The organism is Chimaeribacter arupi (assembly GCF_002858805.1).
GTDB classification, from domain to species: Bacteria; Pseudomonadota; Gammaproteobacteria; order Enterobacterales; family Enterobacteriaceae; genus Chimaeribacter; species Chimaeribacter arupi.
This window is the reverse complement of the sequence record NZ_PJZI01000007.1, coordinates 24,108-41,761: the sequence shown is the minus strand read 5'-3', so window position 1 is coordinate 41,761 and position 17,654 is coordinate 24,108. Positions and strand designations below refer to the sequence as shown.

General features: G+C 54.1%; 15 protein-coding genes and 2 tRNA genes. 15 read left to right on the top strand and 2 right to left on the bottom strand.

The genetic code is table 11. The features are described 5' to 3' along the window. Positions 1-1,434: a serine-type D-Ala-D-Ala carboxypeptidase gene (dacB, locus tag CYR52_RS05995; RefSeq protein ID WP_072927093.1), complete on the bottom strand. Its 1,434-nt coding sequence runs from the start codon at positions 1,432-1,434 to the stop codon at positions 1-3. Positions 1,435-1,693: 259 nt separating this feature from the next. Here dacB and greA point away from each other — a divergent pair, with 259 nt between their 5' ends. Then, positions 1,694-2,170, top strand: coding sequence for a transcription elongation factor GreA (gene greA / locus CYR52_RS05990; protein ID WP_072927095.1), 477 nt, complete (start codon positions 1,694-1,696; stop codon positions 2,168-2,170). 111 nt (positions 2,171-2,281) lie between these two features. On the opposite strand, the gene yhbY is transcribed toward greA, so the two are convergent. Further along, positions 2,282-2,575 carry a ribosome assembly RNA-binding protein YhbY gene (gene yhbY, locus CYR52_RS05985; protein WP_072927097.1) on the bottom strand — a complete coding sequence of 98 codons (294 nt, stop codon included), beginning with the start codon at positions 2,573-2,575 and terminating at the stop codon, positions 2,282-2,284. A 167-nt stretch (positions 2,576-2,742) separates the two neighbouring features. Between yhbY and rlmE the strand changes: the two genes are divergently transcribed. The 14 genes from rlmE (at position 2,743) to pnp (ending at position 17,589) form a co-directional block, all read left to right on the top strand. Further along, the gene (gene rlmE / locus CYR52_RS05980) at positions 2,743-3,372 is read left to right on the top strand and encodes a 23S rRNA (uridine(2552)-2'-O)-methyltransferase RlmE (protein WP_072927099.1); all 630 of its coding nucleotides are present in this window, start codon (positions 2,743-2,745) and stop codon (positions 3,370-3,372) included. A 56-nt stretch (positions 3,373-3,428) separates the two neighbouring features. Continuing rightward, positions 3,429-5,360 (top strand): ATP-dependent zinc metalloprotease FtsH, encoded by a 1,932-nt coding sequence (gene ftsH / locus CYR52_RS05975; protein WP_101828190.1) that lies wholly within the window; start codon positions 3,429-3,431, stop codon positions 5,358-5,360. 101 nt (positions 5,361-5,461) lie between these two features. Next, positions 5,462-6,295, top strand: a complete 834-nt coding sequence (folP, locus tag CYR52_RS05970; RefSeq protein WP_072927102.1) for a dihydropteroate synthase — start codon at positions 5,462-5,464, stop codon at positions 6,293-6,295. Between the two features lie 9 nt (positions 6,296-6,304). Beyond that, the gene (glmM, locus tag CYR52_RS05965) at positions 6,305-7,642 is read left to right on the top strand and encodes a phosphoglucosamine mutase (protein WP_072927104.1); all 1,338 of its coding nucleotides are present in this window, start codon (positions 6,305-6,307) and stop codon (positions 7,640-7,642) included. A gap of 233 nt (positions 7,643-7,875) precedes the next feature. After that, the gene (gene secG / locus CYR52_RS05960) at positions 7,876-8,208 is read left to right on the top strand and encodes a preprotein translocase subunit SecG (RefSeq protein WP_072927106.1); all 333 of its coding nucleotides are present in this window, start codon (positions 7,876-7,878) and stop codon (positions 8,206-8,208) included. Between the two features lie 84 nt (positions 8,209-8,292). Beyond that, positions 8,293-8,379, top strand: a tRNA-Leu gene (locus CYR52_RS05955). A 59-nt stretch (positions 8,380-8,438) separates the two neighbouring features. Next, positions 8,439-8,515, top strand: a tRNA-Met gene (locus CYR52_RS05950). Between the two features lie 212 nt (positions 8,516-8,727). After that, entirely contained in the window at positions 8,728-9,180 is a 453-nt protein-coding gene (rimP, locus tag CYR52_RS05945) for a ribosome maturation factor RimP (protein ID WP_139300262.1), read from the top strand. Positions 9,181-9,201: 21 nt separating this feature from the next. Continuing rightward, on the top strand, positions 9,202-10,689 hold the full coding sequence (nusA, locus tag CYR52_RS05940; protein WP_072927109.1) for a transcription termination factor NusA: 1,488 nt from the start codon (positions 9,202-9,204) through the stop codon (positions 10,687-10,689). A 24-nt stretch (positions 10,690-10,713) separates the two neighbouring features. Next, positions 10,714-13,401, top strand: a complete 2,688-nt coding sequence (gene infB, locus CYR52_RS05935; RefSeq protein ID WP_072927110.1) for a translation initiation factor IF-2 — start codon at positions 10,714-10,716, stop codon at positions 13,399-13,401. A gap of 69 nt (positions 13,402-13,470) precedes the next feature. Beyond that, a complete protein-coding gene (rbfA, locus tag CYR52_RS05930) occupies positions 13,471-13,881 on the top strand; it encodes a 30S ribosome-binding factor RbfA (RefSeq protein ID WP_072927112.1) in 411 nt (136 codons plus the stop codon). Continuing rightward, the gene (truB, locus tag CYR52_RS05925; protein WP_101828189.1) at positions 13,881-14,825 is read left to right on the top strand and encodes a tRNA pseudouridine(55) synthase TruB; all 945 of its coding nucleotides are present in this window, start codon (positions 13,881-13,883) and stop codon (positions 14,823-14,825) included. Before rbfA ends, truB begins: the two co-directional genes overlap by 1 nt. Positions 14,826-14,945: 120 nt before the next feature. Beyond that, positions 14,946-15,215, top strand: a complete 270-nt coding sequence (gene rpsO / locus CYR52_RS05920; RefSeq protein WP_072927115.1) for a 30S ribosomal protein S15 — start codon at positions 14,946-14,948, stop codon at positions 15,213-15,215. Between the two features lie 256 nt (positions 15,216-15,471). Continuing rightward, on the top strand, positions 15,472-17,589 hold the full coding sequence (gene pnp / locus CYR52_RS05915) for a polyribonucleotide nucleotidyltransferase (RefSeq protein WP_072927389.1): 2,118 nt from the start codon (positions 15,472-15,474) through the stop codon (positions 17,587-17,589). Positions 17,590-17,654: the final 65 nt, after the last annotated feature.

The following is a 17,654-nucleotide window of genomic DNA, read 5'->3' as shown; positions in this document are numbered from 1 at the left end:
TCAGTTATTCTGGTAGATATCGCGATAGAGGCGGCTTTCAAACCTCACCAGCGGGGCGCGCCGTGTGCGCTGATCTTCCGGTGGAACTGCATAGCCGGACAGGTACTGCACAAAGGCCATCTTCTGGCCGCTGGCGGTGGTGATAAACCCGGCCAGGTTATATACACCCTGAAGCGCACCTGTCTTCGCCGACACTTTGCCGTCTACACCCGCCTCATGCAGGCCGCCGCGGTAACGCAGCGTGCCGTCATAACCGGCCAACGGTAACATCGCAATGAAATTCAGCTCGTTGTCATGCTGGGCGATGTATTGCAGTGCCTGCATCATGGTGGCAGGGGAGAGCAGGTTATGGCGCGATAAGCCGGAGCCATCCACAACGATGCTGTTGCCGAGGTCTACCCCGGCTTTTTGCCGCAAAATCTGACGGACAGCATCTGCCCCGGCGCGCCAGGTTCCCGGCACGCCAAAGCGCTCATGGCCGATAGTCCGGAACACCGTATCGGCGATCATATTGTCGGACTTTTTCAGCATGATTTTCAGCAAATCATGCAACGGCAGGGATTGCGTCTGCGCCAGGACTGTTCCGGCCGGGGTCTGCTGTGTCTGGCGTTTCAATGTGCCGCCAATCTGGATCCCGGCATCCTGAAGCTCGTCTTTGAGGATGGCCCCCGCGTAAGCGGCCCCATCCTGGATGGCGAACGCCAGCGGCAGCGGGTCAGCACGTTGGGTCAGGCAGCCGGTCAGCGTGAAACGGTTAAGTTCACCCGGCACCACATCCAGTTCGCAATATTGCGCATCCGGCGAGCCTTTTGCCAGCGTACGTACCTGGCTGAACATATGCACCGGGTAGTAGGAAGCTACCCGGATAAAGGCGATATCGTCAGGCTTTGGGGCGCTGTAAAGCGAAACTGAAAAACAGTTGCGGTCAACAATCGCGGCAGCCGGCGGAGCGCTGAAGCACTGGGTGATGTCATTCCACGGCCAGCCCGGCGCTTTGTCATGGCTGGCAAACACGGAGGTATCCACAATCACATCACCGGTGATTTCACGAATACCCTGCTTTTTCAGCGCCGCAACCATATTGCGCAGGTTTTGCCGTTTAAAGGTTGGGTCGCCGTCGAAACGCGCCACCAGGTTGCCGCGCAATACGCCATCTGCGATCGTCGCGCTGCTCTCAAACGTCGTATTGAAGCGGAAATCCGGCCCCAGTTGCAGCAACGCGGCCAATGCCGTCAGCACTTTTTGGGTACTGGCCGGTAACGCCATGTGCTGGCCGTGATAATCAATGGCGGGCGTCGTTGAGCCTACTTTTTGAACCAGCAGTGCCAGGTTGGCACCATCAGGCAGGTATTGCGTGTAATCTTCGACCGGCGCAGCATGGGCAGACAACATAAATGCGCAGGTTAATCCGCTGACAATTCGTGAAAAACGCATAATTTTGGGGCAACAGATGGATAATGTGCCGTCATACTACGGTGCAAAGCAGGAAAAAGTAAACGATGACCCATAATGAACTCTACGTTAAAATGCGTATCAAAATGCAAAACCAATCCTGACCCGGCTATCACTGCCGGTCAGGATTCTTTTGTTTCTCGCCTGGAAGCGAAAGGGCCACGCCGGTCCTGCGCATTTTCATCCGAACACGTCAGGAAGGCGGATTTTTAATCAGGATAGAAGTAGAGGTAGTGTAACTATGAAACAGATTCCGATGACGTTGCGTGGCGCAGAGAAGTTGCGCGAAGAGCTTGATTACCTTAAGAGTGTGCGTCGCCCGAAAATTATCGCTGATATTGCTGATGCGCGTGAGCACGGCGACCTGAAAGAGAATGCTGAATATCATGCCGCCCGTGAGCAACAGGGCTTTTGTGAAGGGCGTATTCAGGAGATCGAGGCAAAACTGTCTAACGCTCAGGTGATCGATATCACAAAAATGCCAAATAATGGCCGGGTGATTTTCGGTGCCACCGTGAAGGTCCTGAACCTGGATACGGATGAAGAACAATCTTACCGGATCGTAGGGGATGATGAAGCTGACTTTAAGCAGAACCTCATTTCGGTAAACTCCCCGATTGCCCGCGGCCTGATTGGCAAAGAGCAGGATGATGTGGTGGTGATCAACACGCCGGGCGGCGACGTGGAATATGAAATTTTGCACGTTGATTATCTTTAACGCTGTCCGGAAGGTTACAATCCCGCTACATTTGTAAAGATAAGAAAAAGGCCGCATGCGGCCTTTTATCAGAGCAGTGCACATGGCACCTTTTCAGTAAACGTGGGAAGCTTAACGCGGTAAACTGATTTTCCGGTCGTCGGACGGACGATAGAGAACCAGAATATTCCCGATAACTTGCACGTTAGCCGCGCCAGTTTCACGCACAATCGCATCAACGATCAAAGTTTTGGTTTCGCGCTCTTCAGCAGCGATCTTCACTTTAATCAGTTCATGATGCGCAAGCGCCTGCTCGATCTCGGCCAGCACCCCTTCGGTGAGCCCGTTATTACCCAGCATAACGACCGGTTTTAACGGATGCGCCAGGCCTTTCAGGTGCTGTTTTTGTTTGTTATTCAGATTCATCGTATTTTTTGCTTAGGTTGGGATTGAAAACGGGTCATTCTACCGCCATCTCAGGTTTATCACCAACCCGGTATCTGCCTCTCCGCCGCTGCCGAGCGCTAAGCAATCAATCGTATGTCTCTAAGAGCCTGTAAAACAGGCTTAAAATCAGGATAGTTGGAAAACCGATGACCAATAAAAAGCGTTCTGCCAGCTCCAGTCGCTGGTTACAGGAACACTTTAGCGATAAATATGTCCTGCAGGCACAGAAAAAAGGGCTACGCTCACGTGCCTGGTTTAAACTTGATGAGATACAACAAAGCGACAAACTCTTCAAACCGGGCATGACCGTCGTGGATTTAGGCGCGGCACCGGGTGGCTGGTCACAGTATGTGGTCAGCCAAATTGGCGGAAGCGGGCGCATTATTGCCTGTGACCTTTTACCGATGGATCCTATTGTTGGCGTTGATTTCCTTCAGGGGGATTTTCGTGATCCAATAGTGTTGGATGCGCTGCTGCAACGCGTAGGCGACAAGAAAGTTCAGGTGGTCATGTCCGATATGGCCCCGAATATGAGTGGTACTCCGGCTGTCGATATTCCTAAATCGATGTATCTGGTTGAATTAGCGCTGGATATGTGTCGTGATGTACTGGCGCCAGGGGGAAGTTTCCTGGTGAAGGTGTTTCAGGGGGATGGGTTTGACGCATACCTGCGCGAAATCCGCTCTCTGTTTACGAAGGTTAAGATTCGTAAGCCAGACGCTTCCCGGGCAAGGTCGCGGGAAGTGTACATCGTAGCGACAGGGCGCAAACTGTAGTACCCTAACGCTGTTTGTTAACACAGTTGTAATATGAGGTTAATCCCTTGAGTGACATGGCGAAAAACCTAATTCTCTGGTTGGTCATCGCAGTTGTGCTGATGTCTGTGTTCCAGAGCTTTGGGCCCAGCGAGTCGAATGGCCGTAGGGTAGATTATTCTACCTTCATGTCCGAATTGACCCAAGACCAGATTCGTGAAGCACGTATCAACGGACGTGAGATCAACGTTACCAAGAAAGACAGTAACCGATACACGACTTATCTCCCGGTTAACGATCCAAAATTACTGGATACCCTGTTAACGAAAAATGTGAAAGTGGTTGGTGAACCGCCGGAAGAACCGAGTTTGCTGGCTTCTATCTTTATCTCCTGGTTCCCGATGCTGTTGCTGATTGGGGTCTGGATCTTCTTCATGCGGCAGATGCAGGGCGGTGGCGGCAAAGGTGCCATGTCCTTTGGCAAGAGTAAGGCCCGCATGTTGACCGAAGACCAGATTAAAACCACTTTCTCTGATGTTGCCGGCTGCGACGAAGCGAAAGAAGAGGTCAGCGAGCTGGTCGATTACCTGCGCGAGCCGAGCCGTTTCCAGAAGCTGGGCGGTAAAATTCCAAAAGGCGTCCTGATGGTAGGCCCGCCGGGGACCGGTAAAACCTTGCTGGCGAAAGCCATTGCAGGCGAAGCCAAAGTGCCGTTCTTTACCATTTCCGGTTCTGACTTTGTTGAAATGTTCGTGGGTGTGGGTGCGTCCCGTGTCCGTGACATGTTTGAGCAGGCGAAGAAAGCGGCACCTTGCATCATCTTTATCGATGAAATTGATGCCGTGGGTCGCCAGCGTGGTGCAGGCCTGGGCGGCGGCCATGATGAGCGTGAGCAGACGCTGAACCAGATGCTGGTTGAGATGGATGGCTTCGAAGGCAATGAAGGTATCATCGTGATTGCCGCGACCAACCGTCCTGACGTACTGGACCCTGCGTTACTGCGTCCGGGCCGTTTCGACCGTCAGGTCGTGGTCGGCCTGCCGGATGTACGCGGCCGTGAACAGATCCTGAAAGTTCACATGCGCCGTGTGCCGCTGTCACCGGACATTGATGCTTCTGTGATTGCACGTGGTACCCCAGGCTTCTCCGGGGCGGATTTGGCTAACCTGGTCAACGAAGCTGCACTGTTTGCCGCCCGCGGCAGCAAACGTGTGGTGTCGATGGTTGAGTTCGAGAAAGCCAAAGATAAAATCATGATGGGTGCTGAGCGCCGCTCTATGGTGATGACCGAGTCGCAGAAAGAGTCCACGGCGTACCATGAGGCCGGGCACGCGATCATTGGCCGTCTGGTTCCTGAGCATGACCCGGTACACAAAGTGACGATCATCCCGCGCGGCCGTGCTCTGGGTGTAACCTTCTTCCTGCCGGAAGGGGATGCAATCAGCGCCAGCCGTCAGAAACTGGAGAGCCAGATTTCTACGCTTTACGGCGGCCGTCTGGCAGAAGAGATCATTTACGGGCCGGAAAAAGTGTCTACCGGTGCGTCAAATGACATCAAAGTTGCGACGTCGATTGCACGTAACATGGTGACCCAATGGGGCTTCTCTGAGAAGCTGGGGCCATTGCTGTACGCGGAAGAAGAGGGCGAGGTGTTCCTGGGCCGTTCCGTGGCCAAAGCCAAGCACATGTCTGACGAAACGGCACGCATCATTGACCAGGAAGTGAAATCCCTGATTGAACGCAACTACGTGCGTGCACGTTCGCTGCTGATGGAAAACATGGACATCCTGCACTCAATGAAGGACGCCCTGATGAAGTATGAAACCATCGACGCGCCGCAGATTGATGACCTGATGAACCGTAAAGATGTGCGTCCGCCGGCAGGTTGGGATGACGCGGTGAAAAACAATTCGAATGATGGCGGCTCCCCTAAAGCGCCAACACCGGTTGATGACCCGCGCACAGCAAACCCCGGTAACACCATGTCTGAGCAGCTGGGCGACAAATAAGTTTCACGCCTGCCTGAAATGCTGTTTGCTACATACTAACCCCGGGCTCGCCCGGGGTTTTTTATTGTCTGTTATATATGCTACACGGTGGAGAACAACCTATGCAGCTGACTGCGGGAAGCCGCTCACTTAACCTGCTTTACCCGCAGGTAATGGGCATCTTGAATGTCACGCCTGATTCTTTTTCAGATGGCGGTAAACACAACACCATTGATCGCGCGTTGCGTCATGCTCAAACCATGATTGAAGCGGGTGCCACGCTGATAGACGTAGGCGGTGAATCCACCCGGCCAGGCGCTGCAGAAGTCAGTGAGCAAGAGGAGCTGGATCGGGTTATCCCGGTGGTTGAAGCTCTGACCCGCTATTTTGATGTGTGGATTTCCGTTGATACCTCAAAACCTGCGGTGATAACCGCCAGTGCGGCGGCAGGGGCCGATCTGATTAACGATATCCGCTCTTTGCAGGAGCCTGGTGCGCTGGAAGCTGCAGCAGGCACGGGCTTGCCGGTGTGCCTGATGCATATGCAGGGCCAGCCTTCTACCATGCAACAAGCGCCGCACTATGATGATTTAATGGGAGATGTCTTCGCCTTCTTCCGTCATCATATTGCCCGCTGTGAGCAGGCAGGGATCGGCAAGGAAAAATTGGTGCTCGACCCAGGCTTTGGTTTCGGTAAGAATTTGTCGCACAACTATCAGTTACTGAACCGTTTGTCCGAGCTGCATCAATTTGATTTGCCGCTCCTGGTAGGGATGTCGCGTAAATCGATGGTGGGGCAGCTGTTAAATATTCCTCCAGAACAACGTGTTTCCGGCAGTGTTGCCTGTGCAGTGATTGCCGCCATGAAAGGCGCCAAAATTATCCGGGTGCATGATGTCAAAGAAACGGTTGAGGCAATGCGCGTGGTTGAAGCAACACTTTATGCGAAGGATTAAAAAGAGATTATGAGTAACCGTAAATACTTTGGCACTGATGGAATTCGTGGGAAGGTCGGGCAGACCCCTATCACACCTGATTTTGTCCTGAAGCTTGGCTGGGCAGCCGGCAAAGTCCTGGCGCGCAATGGCTCCCGGAAAGTCATCATCGGAAAAGATACGCGTATTTCAGGCTATATGCTGGAGTCCGCGCTTGAGGCCGGCCTGGCTGCCGCAGGGCTTTCAGCGGCCTTCACCGGGCCGATGCCAACCCCGGCGGTTGCCTACCTGACCCGCACCTTCCGGGCCGAGGCGGGGATTGTAATCTCGGCGTCCCATAACCCGTTTTATGACAACGGTATAAAATTCTTCTCGATCGATGGCGCAAAACTGCCGGATGAAGTGGAAGAAGCCATTGAAGCGGAAATGGAAAAACCGCTGACCTGTGTAGAGTCCAGTGAGCTGGGTAAAGCCAGCCGCATCGTTGATGCCGCAGGCCGTTACATTGAATTTTGCAAAGGGACGTTCCCCAGCGAATTGAGCCTGAGCGGGCTGAAGATCGTGGTGGACTGTGCCAATGGTGCAACCTACCACATCGCGCCAAGTGTGCTGCGTGAGCTGGGTGCCAAAGTCATCGCCATTGGCTGTGAGCCGGATGGCATGAATATCAACGAAAAATGCGGCGCAACAGATGTGCGTGAGCTGCAAAAACGTGTTGTGGCTGAAAAGGCGGATGTCGGGCTGGCGCTGGATGGTGACGGCGACCGCGTGATGATGGTGGATCATCAGGGTAACACCGTAGACGGTGACCAGATCCTGTACATCATTGCACGGGAAGGGCTTCGTCAGGGCCAATTGCGTGGCGGTGCTGTCGGTACCTTGATGAGCAACATGGGGCTGGAGCTGGCATTGAAACAGCTGGGCATTCCTTTTGCGCGTGCCAAAGTGGGCGACCGATATGTGCTGGAAAAAATGCAGGAGAAGGGCTGGCGCATTGGCGCTGAAAACTCCGGGCATGTCATCCTGCTGGACAAAACCACGACCGGGGACGGCATCGTAGCAGGTTTGCAAGTGCTTACTGCGATGGTGCGTAACCATATGAGCCTGCATGATCTGTGCAGCGGGATGAAACTGCTGCCGCAGATTCTGGTTAACGTGCGTTTTGCCGGGGAAAATGATCCGCTGCAGTCTCCTGAAGTGATGAAAGTCACTGAGGAAGTGGAAAAACAACTGGCAGGTAAGGGCCGCGTTCTGTTGCGTAAATCGGGTACTGAACCCCTGATCCGCGTGATGGTGGAAGGGGAGGATGCCATTTTGGTTGAATCCCTGGCGAACCGTATTGCCGATGCGGTGAAAGCCGCTGGCTGACAGCCGGTTTTTGCCGGCCTGCGCACGTCGCACGGCCGGCAAATGGCTGTAATTTATTCTGGTCTGGCGCTTTTTTCCGCAATCAAACCAGATATAAAAAATTGCCCTTGCGCGTGGTGCTCCCTTTGGTTAGTATTCACACCCGCTTCAGTAGGTGAGTGAGTTAGCCTGACCTGCTTGATTGGTGCGAAGCAATTGGCATGCGGTGAACCCGCAAGGATACAGGTACGTTTATGTACGAAGCTCTTCTGGTTATTTTCCTGATCGTGGCGTTAGGGCTTGTAGCTCTGATTATGCTGCAACAAGGTAAAGGTGCGGATATGGGCGCTTCTTTCGGAGCAGGTGGTTCAGCCACTCTCTTCGGTTCAAGCGGCTCCGGTAACTTCATGACCCGCATGACGGCGATTCTGGCAACACTGTTTTTCGTCATCAGCCTGATCCTGGGCAACCTGAGCAGTAACCAAAGCCATAAAGGCAGCGAGTGGGAAAACCTGGGTCAGCCAGTAAAATCTGAGCAGACAACTGCACCGGCAGCACCGGCTCAGAACAGTGACTTGCCGCAGTAAGCGACACGTGACAAACAGCAGTAAACGCTTTTCAAATAACGGTTAATGCGCCTAAGCAGCAAAGACGGTTGTTTAAAAAAAAGTGCCGAGGTGGTGGAATTGGTAGACACGCTACCTTGAGGTGGTAGTGCCCGCATGGGCTTACGGGTTCAAGTCCCGTCCTCGGTACCAATCCTTTTATTGATTTGCATTTTCGCAAATTTCGGCGTAGTATTCGCCACGTTTTCGGACGCGGGGTGGAGCAGCTTGGTAGCTCGTCGGGCTCATAACCCGAAGGTCGTCGGTTCAAATCCGGCCCCCGCAACCACTTTCCCTTAAAGTCTTTTTTCAAATATACTGTGAATGAATCGACAGTGTTTTCAGGGCAATTTGAAAAAATTCTTGCCAGAAAGTGCACCGAAGCCGCACTGCGGCAAATAGGGTCCAGTCACAAAAAGCCCCGATTTATCGGGGTTTTTTGTTATTTGACAACAGAATCACTGGGCTATTAAGCCCTTTTTTTATGTCTTGGGGGTGGGCTTGTCCACATTAGAGCAAAAATTGACAGAGATGATTACCGCGCCGGTAGAAGCGTTAGGCTATGAACTGGTCGGTATCGAATTCATCCGTAGTCGCCAATCAACGCTACGCATCTATATTGATAGTGAAGACGGCATCAATGTCGACGATTGTGCTGATGTAAGCCATCAGGTGAGCGCAGTGCTTGATGTTGAAGACCCCATCACTGTGGCTTACAACCTGGAAGTCTCCTCTCCGGGCCTTGATCGTCCTATGTTCACCGCTGAACACTATACCCGTTATCTTGGTGAAGAAGTCAGCATTGTCCTGCGTATGGCAATGCAAAACCGTCGCAAATGGCAGGGTATTATCAAGGCTGTCGATGGTGAGATGATCACGGTGACTGTGGATGGGAAAGATGAAGTGTTCGCGCTGAGTAACATCCAGAAAGCGAACCTGGTACCCCACTTTTAAAGTTAGGATGAGGCAACTAGGATGAATAAAGAGATTCTGGCTGTTGTAGAAGCAGTTTCGAACGAAAAAGCCCTCCCGCGGGAAAAAATTTTTGAAGCGCTGGAAACTGCACTGTCTACGGCGACAAAGAAAAAATACGAGCAAGAAATTGACGTACGCGTCAGCATTGATCGTAAAACCGGTGATTTCGACACCTTCCGCCGCTGGCTGGTTGTTGAAGAAGTTACCCAGCCTACGCGTGAAATTACCCGTGAAGCTGCCCAGTTTGAAGATCCGTCTATTGATGTAGGCGGCTATATTGAAGATCAGATTGAATCTGTCACCTTCGACCGCATTACCACCCAGACCGCTAAACAGGTTATCGTACAGAAAGTCCGCGAAGCGGAACGTGCGATGGTGGTTGACCAGTTCCGCGAGCAGGAAGGCGAAATCGTCACCGGCGTTGTGAAGAAAGTTAACCGTGACAGCATCTCTCTGGACCTGGGCAATAATGCGGAAGCAGTCATTCTGCGTGAAGATATGCTGCCGCGTGAGAACTTCCGTCCGGGTGACCGCATCCGTGGCGTGTTGTATGCCGTTCGCCCGGAAGCACGCGGCGCGCAGCTGTTCGTCAGCCGCTCACGTCCGGAAATGCTGATTGAGTTGTTCCGCATTGAAGTGCCGGAAATCGGCGAAGAAGTGATCGAGATTAAAGCGGCAGCCCGCGATCCGGGTTCCCGTGCAAAAATCGCTGTGAAGACCAATGACAAGCGCATCGATCCGGTGGGTGCTTGCGTCGGTATGCGTGGCGCACGCGTTCAGGCCGTTTCCAGTGAACTGGGCGGTGAGCGCATTGATATCGTGTTGTGGGATGACAATCCGGCACAATTCGTCATTAACGCGATGGCGCCGGCGGATGTGGCGTCAATTGTGGTTGACGAAGATCGACACACGATGGATATCGCTGTTGAAGCCAGTAATCTGGCTCAGGCGATCGGCCGTAACGGCCAGAACGTACGTTTGGCATCTCAGCTCAGTGGCTGGGAACTGAACGTCATGACAGCAGATGACTTGCAAGCCAAACATCAGGCTGAAGCACATGCTGCTATCGATACCTTCACTAAACACCTCGATATTGACGAAGACTTCGCGACAGTCCTGGTGGAAGAAGGTTTCTCTACGCTTGAAGAATTGGCCTATGTGCCGATGAAAGAACTTCTGGAAATCGACGGTCTGGACGAAGATACAGTCGAAGCGCTGCGCGAACGCGCCAAAGCTGCACTGACCACCCTGGCACTGGCACAGGAAGAGAGTCTGGGCGATAAGCAACCCGCAGACGATCTGCTGAACCTGGCTGGTCTGGAACGCAGCATGGCATTTAAACTGGCTGCGCGTGGGGTTTGTACGCTGGAAGATCTTGCCGAGCAGGGTGTTGACGACCTGTCAGATATTGAAGGGCTTGACGATACGCAAGCCGGCGAGCTGATCATGGCCGCACGTAATATCTGCTGGTTCGGCGACAATGCGTAATAAACTGTAGCAGGAAGGAACAGCATGACAGATGTAACCGTAAAATCATTGGCCGCAGAGATCCAAACGTCGGTTGATCGCCTGGTACAGCAGTTTGCTGATGCAGGGATCAATAAATCCGAAGCGGACTCTGTGACCCAGCACGAGAAAGAGACATTACTGGCGCATCTGAACCGTGATAACAGCGGTGCGTCAAATAAACTGACATTGCAACGCAAAACGCGTAGTACCCTGAATATTCCGAGCACCGGCGGTAAAAGTAAATCGGTGCAAATTGAGGTCCGCAAGAAACGCACTTATGTTAAACGCGACACGTCCGAGGCTGAACAGGCTCAGGCTGAAGCGGAAGAGCAAGCACGGCGCGAAGCGGAAGAGCAGGCACGACGCCTGGCAGAAGAGCAAGCTCAACGTGAAGCCGCTGAGAAAGCGAAGCGTGTAGCCGATGAGCAAGCCAAACGTGAGGCCGCTGAAAAAGCGAAGCGTGACGCAGCGGAAAAAGAAAAAGTGACTAACCAACATACCGACGAAATGACCAAGCCAGCTCAGACAGAAAAAGCACGACGCGAGGCTGAGGCCGCCGAACTGAAACGCAAAGCAGAAGACGAAGCGCGCCGCAAGGTTGAAGAAAATGCCCGTCTCGTTGCAGAAGAAGCCCGTAAAATGGCGGATTCCGGCGTATGGACTGAAACGGCAGAGCCGACTGAGTCCGAGTCTGCTGACTATCATGTCACCACGTCTCACCATGCCCGCGAAGCGGAAGACGAGAACGATCGTCAGGTTGAAGGCGAGCGCCGCAGCCGTGTCCGTACCAGCAAATCCACCAAGCAAAAGAAAGGCAGCAAGCTGTCTGAATCCAAAGCTGACCGTGAAGAGGCCCGCGCCGTTACCCGTGGCGGTAAAGGTAAGCGTAAGCCAAGCACCTTGCAGCAGGGCTTCAACAAGCCGGCTCAGGCCGTGAACCGCGATGTGGTGATCGGTGAAACGCTGACGGTAGCAGAACTGGCTAACAAGATGGCGGTCAAAGGTTCTCAGGTCATCAAAGCGATGATGAAACTGGGCGCGATGGCTACCATCAACCAGGTTATCGATCAGGAAACCGCACAGCTGGTTGCTGAAGAGATGGGCCACAAAGTTATCCTGCGTCGTGAGAACGAGCTGGAAGAAGCGGTAATGAGTGACCGTGACACCGGTGCCGGTGCAGAATCCCGCGCGCCTGTTGTGACCATCATGGGCCACGTTGACCACGGTAAAACCTCTCTGCTCGACTACATCCGCTCCACGAAAGTGGCGGCAGGCGAAGCAGGCGGCATTACCCAGCACATCGGTGCTTATCATGTTGAGACTGAAAACGGCATGATCACCTTCCTGGATACCCCAGGCCACGCCGCGTTTACCGCAATGCGTGCCCGTGGTGCCCAGGCGACCGATATCGTTGTTCTGGTCGTGGCTGCCGATGACGGCGTGATGCCGCAGACGATTGAAGCTATCCAGCACGCCAAAGCGGCCAATGTGCCGATTGTGGTGGCGGTGAACAAAATCGACAAACCAGAATCCGATCCGGACCGTGTTAAGCACGAACTCTCCCAGTACGGCGTTATGCCGGAAGAGTGGGGCGGTGAATCCCAGTTCATGCACGTTTCCGCCAAAGCGGGTACCGGCATTGATGAGCTGCTGGACGCCATCCTGCTGCAGGCTGAAGTTCTGGAGCTGAAAGCAATCCGTAACGGCATGGCAAGCGGTGTGGTTATCGAATCCTTCCTGGACAAAGGCCGTGGCCCGGTTGCAACGGTACTGGTACGTGAAGGTACCCTGAACAAGGGCGATATCGTGCTGTGTGGCTTTGAATATGGCCGTGTGCGTGCGATGCGTGATGAGCTGGGCCGTGAGATTAACTCTGCGGGTCCGTCTATCCCAGTTGAAATCCTGGGTCTGTCCGGCGTGCCGGCAGCAGGTGATGAAGCCACCGTAGTGCGTGACGAGAAGAAAGCCCGTGAAGTGGCGCTCTATCGTCAGGGCAAATTCCGCGAAGTCAAACTGGCACGTCAGCAGAAGTCCAAGCTGGAAAACATGTTTGCCAACATGACCGAAGGCGAAGTGTCCGAACTGAACATCGTCTTCAAAGCGGACGTTCAGGGCTCTGTAGAAGCGATTGCCGACTCCCTGATGAAGCTCTCCACCAACGAAGTGAAGGTGAAGATTGTTGGCTCCGGCGTAGGTGGTATCACCGAAACCGACGCAACCCTGGCGGCTGCATCCAACGCTATCGTGATCGGCTTCAACGTGCGTGCTGATGCCTCTGCCCGTCGCGTTATCGAGTCTGAAAGCCTCGACCTGCGTTACTACTCCGTGATCTATGACCTGATCGACGAAGTGAAACAGGCGATGAGCGGTATGCTGGCACCGGAATACAAACAACAGATCATCGGCCTGGCCGAAGTGCGTGACGTGTTCAAATCGCCGAAGTTTGGTGCGATTGCCGGTTGTATGGTTACCGAAGGTATCATCAAGCGCCACAGCCCAATCCGTGTACTGCGTGAAAACGTGGTTATCTATGAAGGCGAGCTGGAATCCCTGCGCCGCTTCAAAGATGACGTCAGCGAAGTGCGTAACGGCATGGAATGTGGTATCGGCGTGAAGAACTATAATGACGTTCGTACCGGCGACATGATCGAAGTCTTCGAAACCATCGAGATCCAACGCACCATCGCTTAATCACAGCGACACTCTGCTTAGATCCAATTGGGGGGCCTTGCGCCCCCCGCTTTGTCTGGAGAATCCCTTATGGCAAAAGAATTTAGCCGCACTCAGCGCGTCTCTCAGGAGATGCAGAAAGAGATTGCTATCATTTTGCAGCGTGAAGTTAAAGATCCGCGCATTGGTATGGCGACTGTTTCAGGCGTCGAAGTGTCCCGCGATCTGGCCTACGCCAAAGTCTTCGTCACGTTCCTGGATGTGCTGGCAGAAAATCACGATCCTGATCGTGTGGTGACCGGTATCAAAGCGTTGCAAGACGCCTCAGGTTTTATCCGTACCTTAGTGGGTAAAGCGATGCGCCTGCGCGTGGTGCCGGAGCTGACATTCGCTTACGACAACTCTCTGGTTGAAGGTATGCGTATGTCCAACCTGGTGACCAATGTTGTGAAGAATGACGCTGAGCGCCGTTCTGCCGCAGGCGATAACGAGGAAGAATAATGGGACGTCCTCGCCGTCGCGGGCGCGATATTCACGGCATCCTGCTGCTGGACAAACCGCAGGGTCTCTCGTCCAATGATGCCCTGCAAAAAGTAAAGCGCATTTATAATGCCAACCGGGCGGGGCATACCGGTGCACTGGACCCGCTGGCCACCGGCATGTTGCCGGTTTGCCTGGGTGAAGCCACCAAATTTTCCCAGTTCCTGCTCGATTCCGATAAGCGCTACCGGGTGATCGCACGCCTGGGGCAGCGCACGGATACTTCCGATGCAGACGGCCAGATCATCTCTGAGCGTGAGGTGGCGTTTACCGCTGCCCAGCTGGAGACGGCACTGGAGAGTTTCCGCGGTGCCACCAAGCAGGTGCCGTCAATGTATTCCGCGCTCAAGCATCAGGGTAAACCGCTGTATGAGTACGCGCGCCAGGGTATTGAGGTTCCGCGCGAAGCCCGCGATATCACGGTGTATGAACTTCAGTTTATCCGCCATGAAGGGCTGGAGCTGGAGCTGGAAATTCACTGCTCCAAAGGCACCTACATCCGTACCATCATTGATGACCTGGGTGAGAAGCTGGGATGCGGCGCGCACGTTATCTTCCTGCGCCGTGTGCAGGTCGCGACCTATCCGGTTGCCCGCATGGTGACCCTGGAGCAATTGAACAGTTTGCTTGAACAGTGTGATGCCGAAGGGCGTACCCCGTCAGAGGTGCTGGATCCGCTGCTGATGCCGATGGACAGTGCCGTACAGCACTTCCCGGAAGTGAATCTGCCGCTCGTGGTGGCAGGCTACGTCAAGCAGGGGCAGCCGGTTCAGGCCGCGCAGGCACCGGCACAAGGGATGGTTCGCATCACGGAAGGGGAAGAACACCACTTTATCGGCGTCGGCGAAATCGCGGATGACGGACGTGTTGCGCCCCGCCGTCTGGTGGTAGAAAACCCTGTCTGAGGCGCTGCTGCTCATCTTGCGAATACCCAAGGCAAAGAGTAGAATGGCGCAGCTTATGCATTGGGTTGCTGAATTAGAGATCGGCACCTGTTTTTTTTATCTATAATCTGGAGTATTACCATGTCTCTAAGCGTTGAAGCTAAGGCACAGATCGTAGCCGACTACGGTCGCGGTGCAAACGATAGCGGCTCTACCGAAGTTCAGGTAGCTCTGCTGACCGCTCAGATCAACCACCTGCAAGGTCACTTTGCAGAGCACAAAAAAGATCACCACAGCCGTCGTGGTCTGCTGCGTATGGTTTCTCAGCGTCGTAAGCTGCTCGACTACCTGAAGCGTAAAGATGTTGCACGTTACACCAGCCTGATTGAACGTCTGGGTCTGCGTCGCTAAGTCTGCGAGTTTCAGTGTAAAGGGGCCAAATTTGGCCCCTTTATTCTAGGAAGCAACACAAGAACGCAGTATGGTAATGGGTGTTGTTTCTAAAGAGGATCTTCCGCTACAGAGGTTCGCGCGGCTAATGAGAGGCTTTGTCTTTCAGTGGAAAAGATAAGGATTGTCATTAGTCGCGAGGATGTAATGTGAAGGTCGGTAAGTTACTGACACGACGCCGCCAATGCGGTGCTGTGTCTTAAAGAAGGATATGATTTTGCTTAATCCGATCGTACGCAAATTCCAATACGGCCAGCACACCGTAACGCTGGAAACCGGCATGATGGCCCGCCAGGCGACTGCCGCTGTGATGGTAAGCATGGACGACACCGCGGTTTTCGTTACCGTCGTCGGTGCCAAAAAAGCGAAGCCGGGCCAGGACTTCTTCCCGCTGACTGTTAACTATCAAGAACGTACCTATGCGGCAGGCCGCATCCCGGGCAGTTTCTTCCGTCGTGAAGGCCGCCCGAGCGAAGGCGAAACCCTGACCTCCCGCCTGATTGACCGCCCAATCCGTCCTCTGTTCCCAGACGGCTTCCTGAACGAAGTTCAGGTCATCGCGACCGTAGTGTCTGTTAACCCACAGGTTAACCCGGATATCGTGGCGATGATTGGCGCGTCTGCTGCACTGAGCCTGTCCGGCATTCCGTTCAATGGCCCGATTGGTGCTGCGCGCGTTGGTTACATCAATGACCAGTACGTGCTGAACCCGACTGCGGATGAACTCAAGCAAAGCAAACTGGACCTGGTGGTTGCCGGGACCCAGGGTGCCGTGCTGATGGTGGAATCCGAAGCGCAGCTGCTGAGCGAAGATCAGATGCTGGGTGCTGTGGTCTTTGGCCATGAGCAACAGCAAGTGGTTATCGAGAACATCAATTCTCTGGTCGCTGAAGCCGGTAAACCAAAATGGAACTGGCAGCCGGAGCCGGTGAACGAAGCCCTGCACACCCGTGTGGCAGAACTGGCTGAGTCCCGCCTGGGCGATGCTTACCGCATCACTGACAAACAAGCGCGTTATGCGCAGGTTGACGCCATTAAAGCGGACGTCAGCGCTGCCCTGCTGGCACAAGATGAATCGCTGGATGACGGCGAAATCATGGATGTGTTGGGTCACATTGAGAAAAATGTGGTGCGCAGCCGCGTATTGCGTGGTGAGCCGCGTATCGACGGCCGTGAAAAAGACATGATCCGTGGTCTGGACGTCCGTACCGGCGTGCTGCCGCGTACCCACGGTTCCGCACTGTTCACCCGTGGTGAGACGCAGGCGCTGGTTACCGCGACGCTGGGTACTGCACGTGATGCGCAGAACCTTGATGAGCTGATGGGCGAGCGTACCGATAACTTCCTGTTCCACTATAACTTCCCTCCGTACTCGGTCGGGGAAACGGGCATGGTAGGTTCACCAAAACGTCGTGAAATCGGCCATGGTCGTCTGGCGAAGCGCGGTGTGCTGGCTGTTATGCCGGAAGCTGATGCGTTCCCGTACACCGTGCGTGTGGTGTCTGAAATCACGGAGTCCAACGGTTCCTCCTCTATGGCGTCCGTATGTGGTGCCTCCCTGGCGCTGATGGATGCCGGCGTGCCGATCAAGGCCGCTGTAGCAGGTATCGCGATGGGTCTGGTGAAAGAGGGCGAGAACTTTGTCGTGCTGTCTGACATCCTGGGTGACGAAGACCACCTCGGTGACATGGACTTCAAAGTAGCCGGTAGCCGCGAAGGTATCACTGCTCTGCAGATGGATATCAAAATCGAAGGCATCACCCGTGAAATCATGCAGGTGGCACTGAACCAGGCCAAGGGTGCGCGTCTGCACATCCTGGGTGTGATGGAACAGGCGATCAGCACGCCGCGTGGTGACATCTCTGAGTTCGCTCCGCGCATCCACACCATCAAAATCAATCCTGATAAGATCAAGGATGTGATTGGTAAAGGCGGCTCTGTTATCCGTGCGTTGACGGAAGAGACCGGCACCACCATCGAAATCGAAGATGACGGTACCGTTAAAATTGCCGCAACAGATGGTGACAAAGCCAAATACGCGATTCGCCGTATCGAAGAGATCACCGCTGAAATCGAAGTAGGCCGCATCTATCAGGGCAAAGTGACCCGTATCGTTGATTTCGGTGCCTTCGTGGCTATCGGCGGCGGTAAAGAAGGGCTGGTTCATATTTCTCAGATCGCTGACAAGCGCGTTGAGAAAGTGACCGACTACCTGGAAATGGGTCAGGAAGTCCCGGTTAAGGTACTGGAAGTTGATCGCCAGGGCCGTGTGCGTCTGAGCATTAAAGAAGCAACGACGCCAACTCCGGAAGCGGCTGCACCCGCAGCAGAATAACTGTTAAAGCAGTTTTACAGCGCCTTGCCGGTGGCAGGGCGCTGTTCGTATCGCGAGGGCAGGAC

Bases quoted from the DNA above. Each gene is read 5' to 3' on its own strand.
- infB (WP_072927110.1), top strand. From the start codon at position 10,714: ATGACAGATGTAACCGTAAAATCATTGGCCGCAGAGATCCAAACGTCG.
- rpsO (WP_072927115.1), top strand. From the start codon at position 14,946: ATGTCTCTAAGCGTTGAAGCTAAGGCACAGATCGTAGCCGACTACGGT.
- nusA (WP_072927109.1), top strand. From the start codon at position 9,202: ATGAATAAAGAGATTCTGGCTGTTGTAGAAGCAGTTTCGAACGAAAAA.
- greA (WP_072927095.1), top strand. From the start codon at position 1,694: ATGAAACAGATTCCGATGACGTTGCGTGGCGCAGAGAAGTTGCGCGAA.
- rbfA (WP_072927112.1), top strand. From the start codon at position 13,471: ATGGCAAAAGAATTTAGCCGCACTCAGCGCGTCTCTCAGGAGATGCAG.
- dacB (WP_072927093.1), bottom strand. From the start codon at position 1,434: ATGCGTTTTTCACGAATTGTCAGCGGATTAACCTGCGCATTTATGTTG.
- folP (WP_072927102.1), top strand. From the start codon at position 5,462: ATGCAGCTGACTGCGGGAAGCCGCTCACTTAACCTGCTTTACCCGCAG.
- secG (WP_072927106.1), top strand. From the start codon at position 7,876: ATGTACGAAGCTCTTCTGGTTATTTTCCTGATCGTGGCGTTAGGGCTT.
- rlmE (WP_072927099.1), top strand. From the start codon at position 2,743: ATGACCAATAAAAAGCGTTCTGCCAGCTCCAGTCGCTGGTTACAGGAA.
- yhbY (WP_072927097.1), bottom strand. From the start codon at position 2,575: ATGAATCTGAATAACAAACAAAAACAGCACCTGAAAGGCCTGGCGCAT.
- truB (WP_101828189.1), top strand. From the start codon at position 13,881: ATGGGACGTCCTCGCCGTCGCGGGCGCGATATTCACGGCATCCTGCTG.
- glmM (WP_072927104.1), top strand. From the start codon at position 6,305: ATGAGTAACCGTAAATACTTTGGCACTGATGGAATTCGTGGGAAGGTC.
- ftsH (WP_101828190.1), top strand. From the start codon at position 3,429: ATGGCGAAAAACCTAATTCTCTGGTTGGTCATCGCAGTTGTGCTGATG.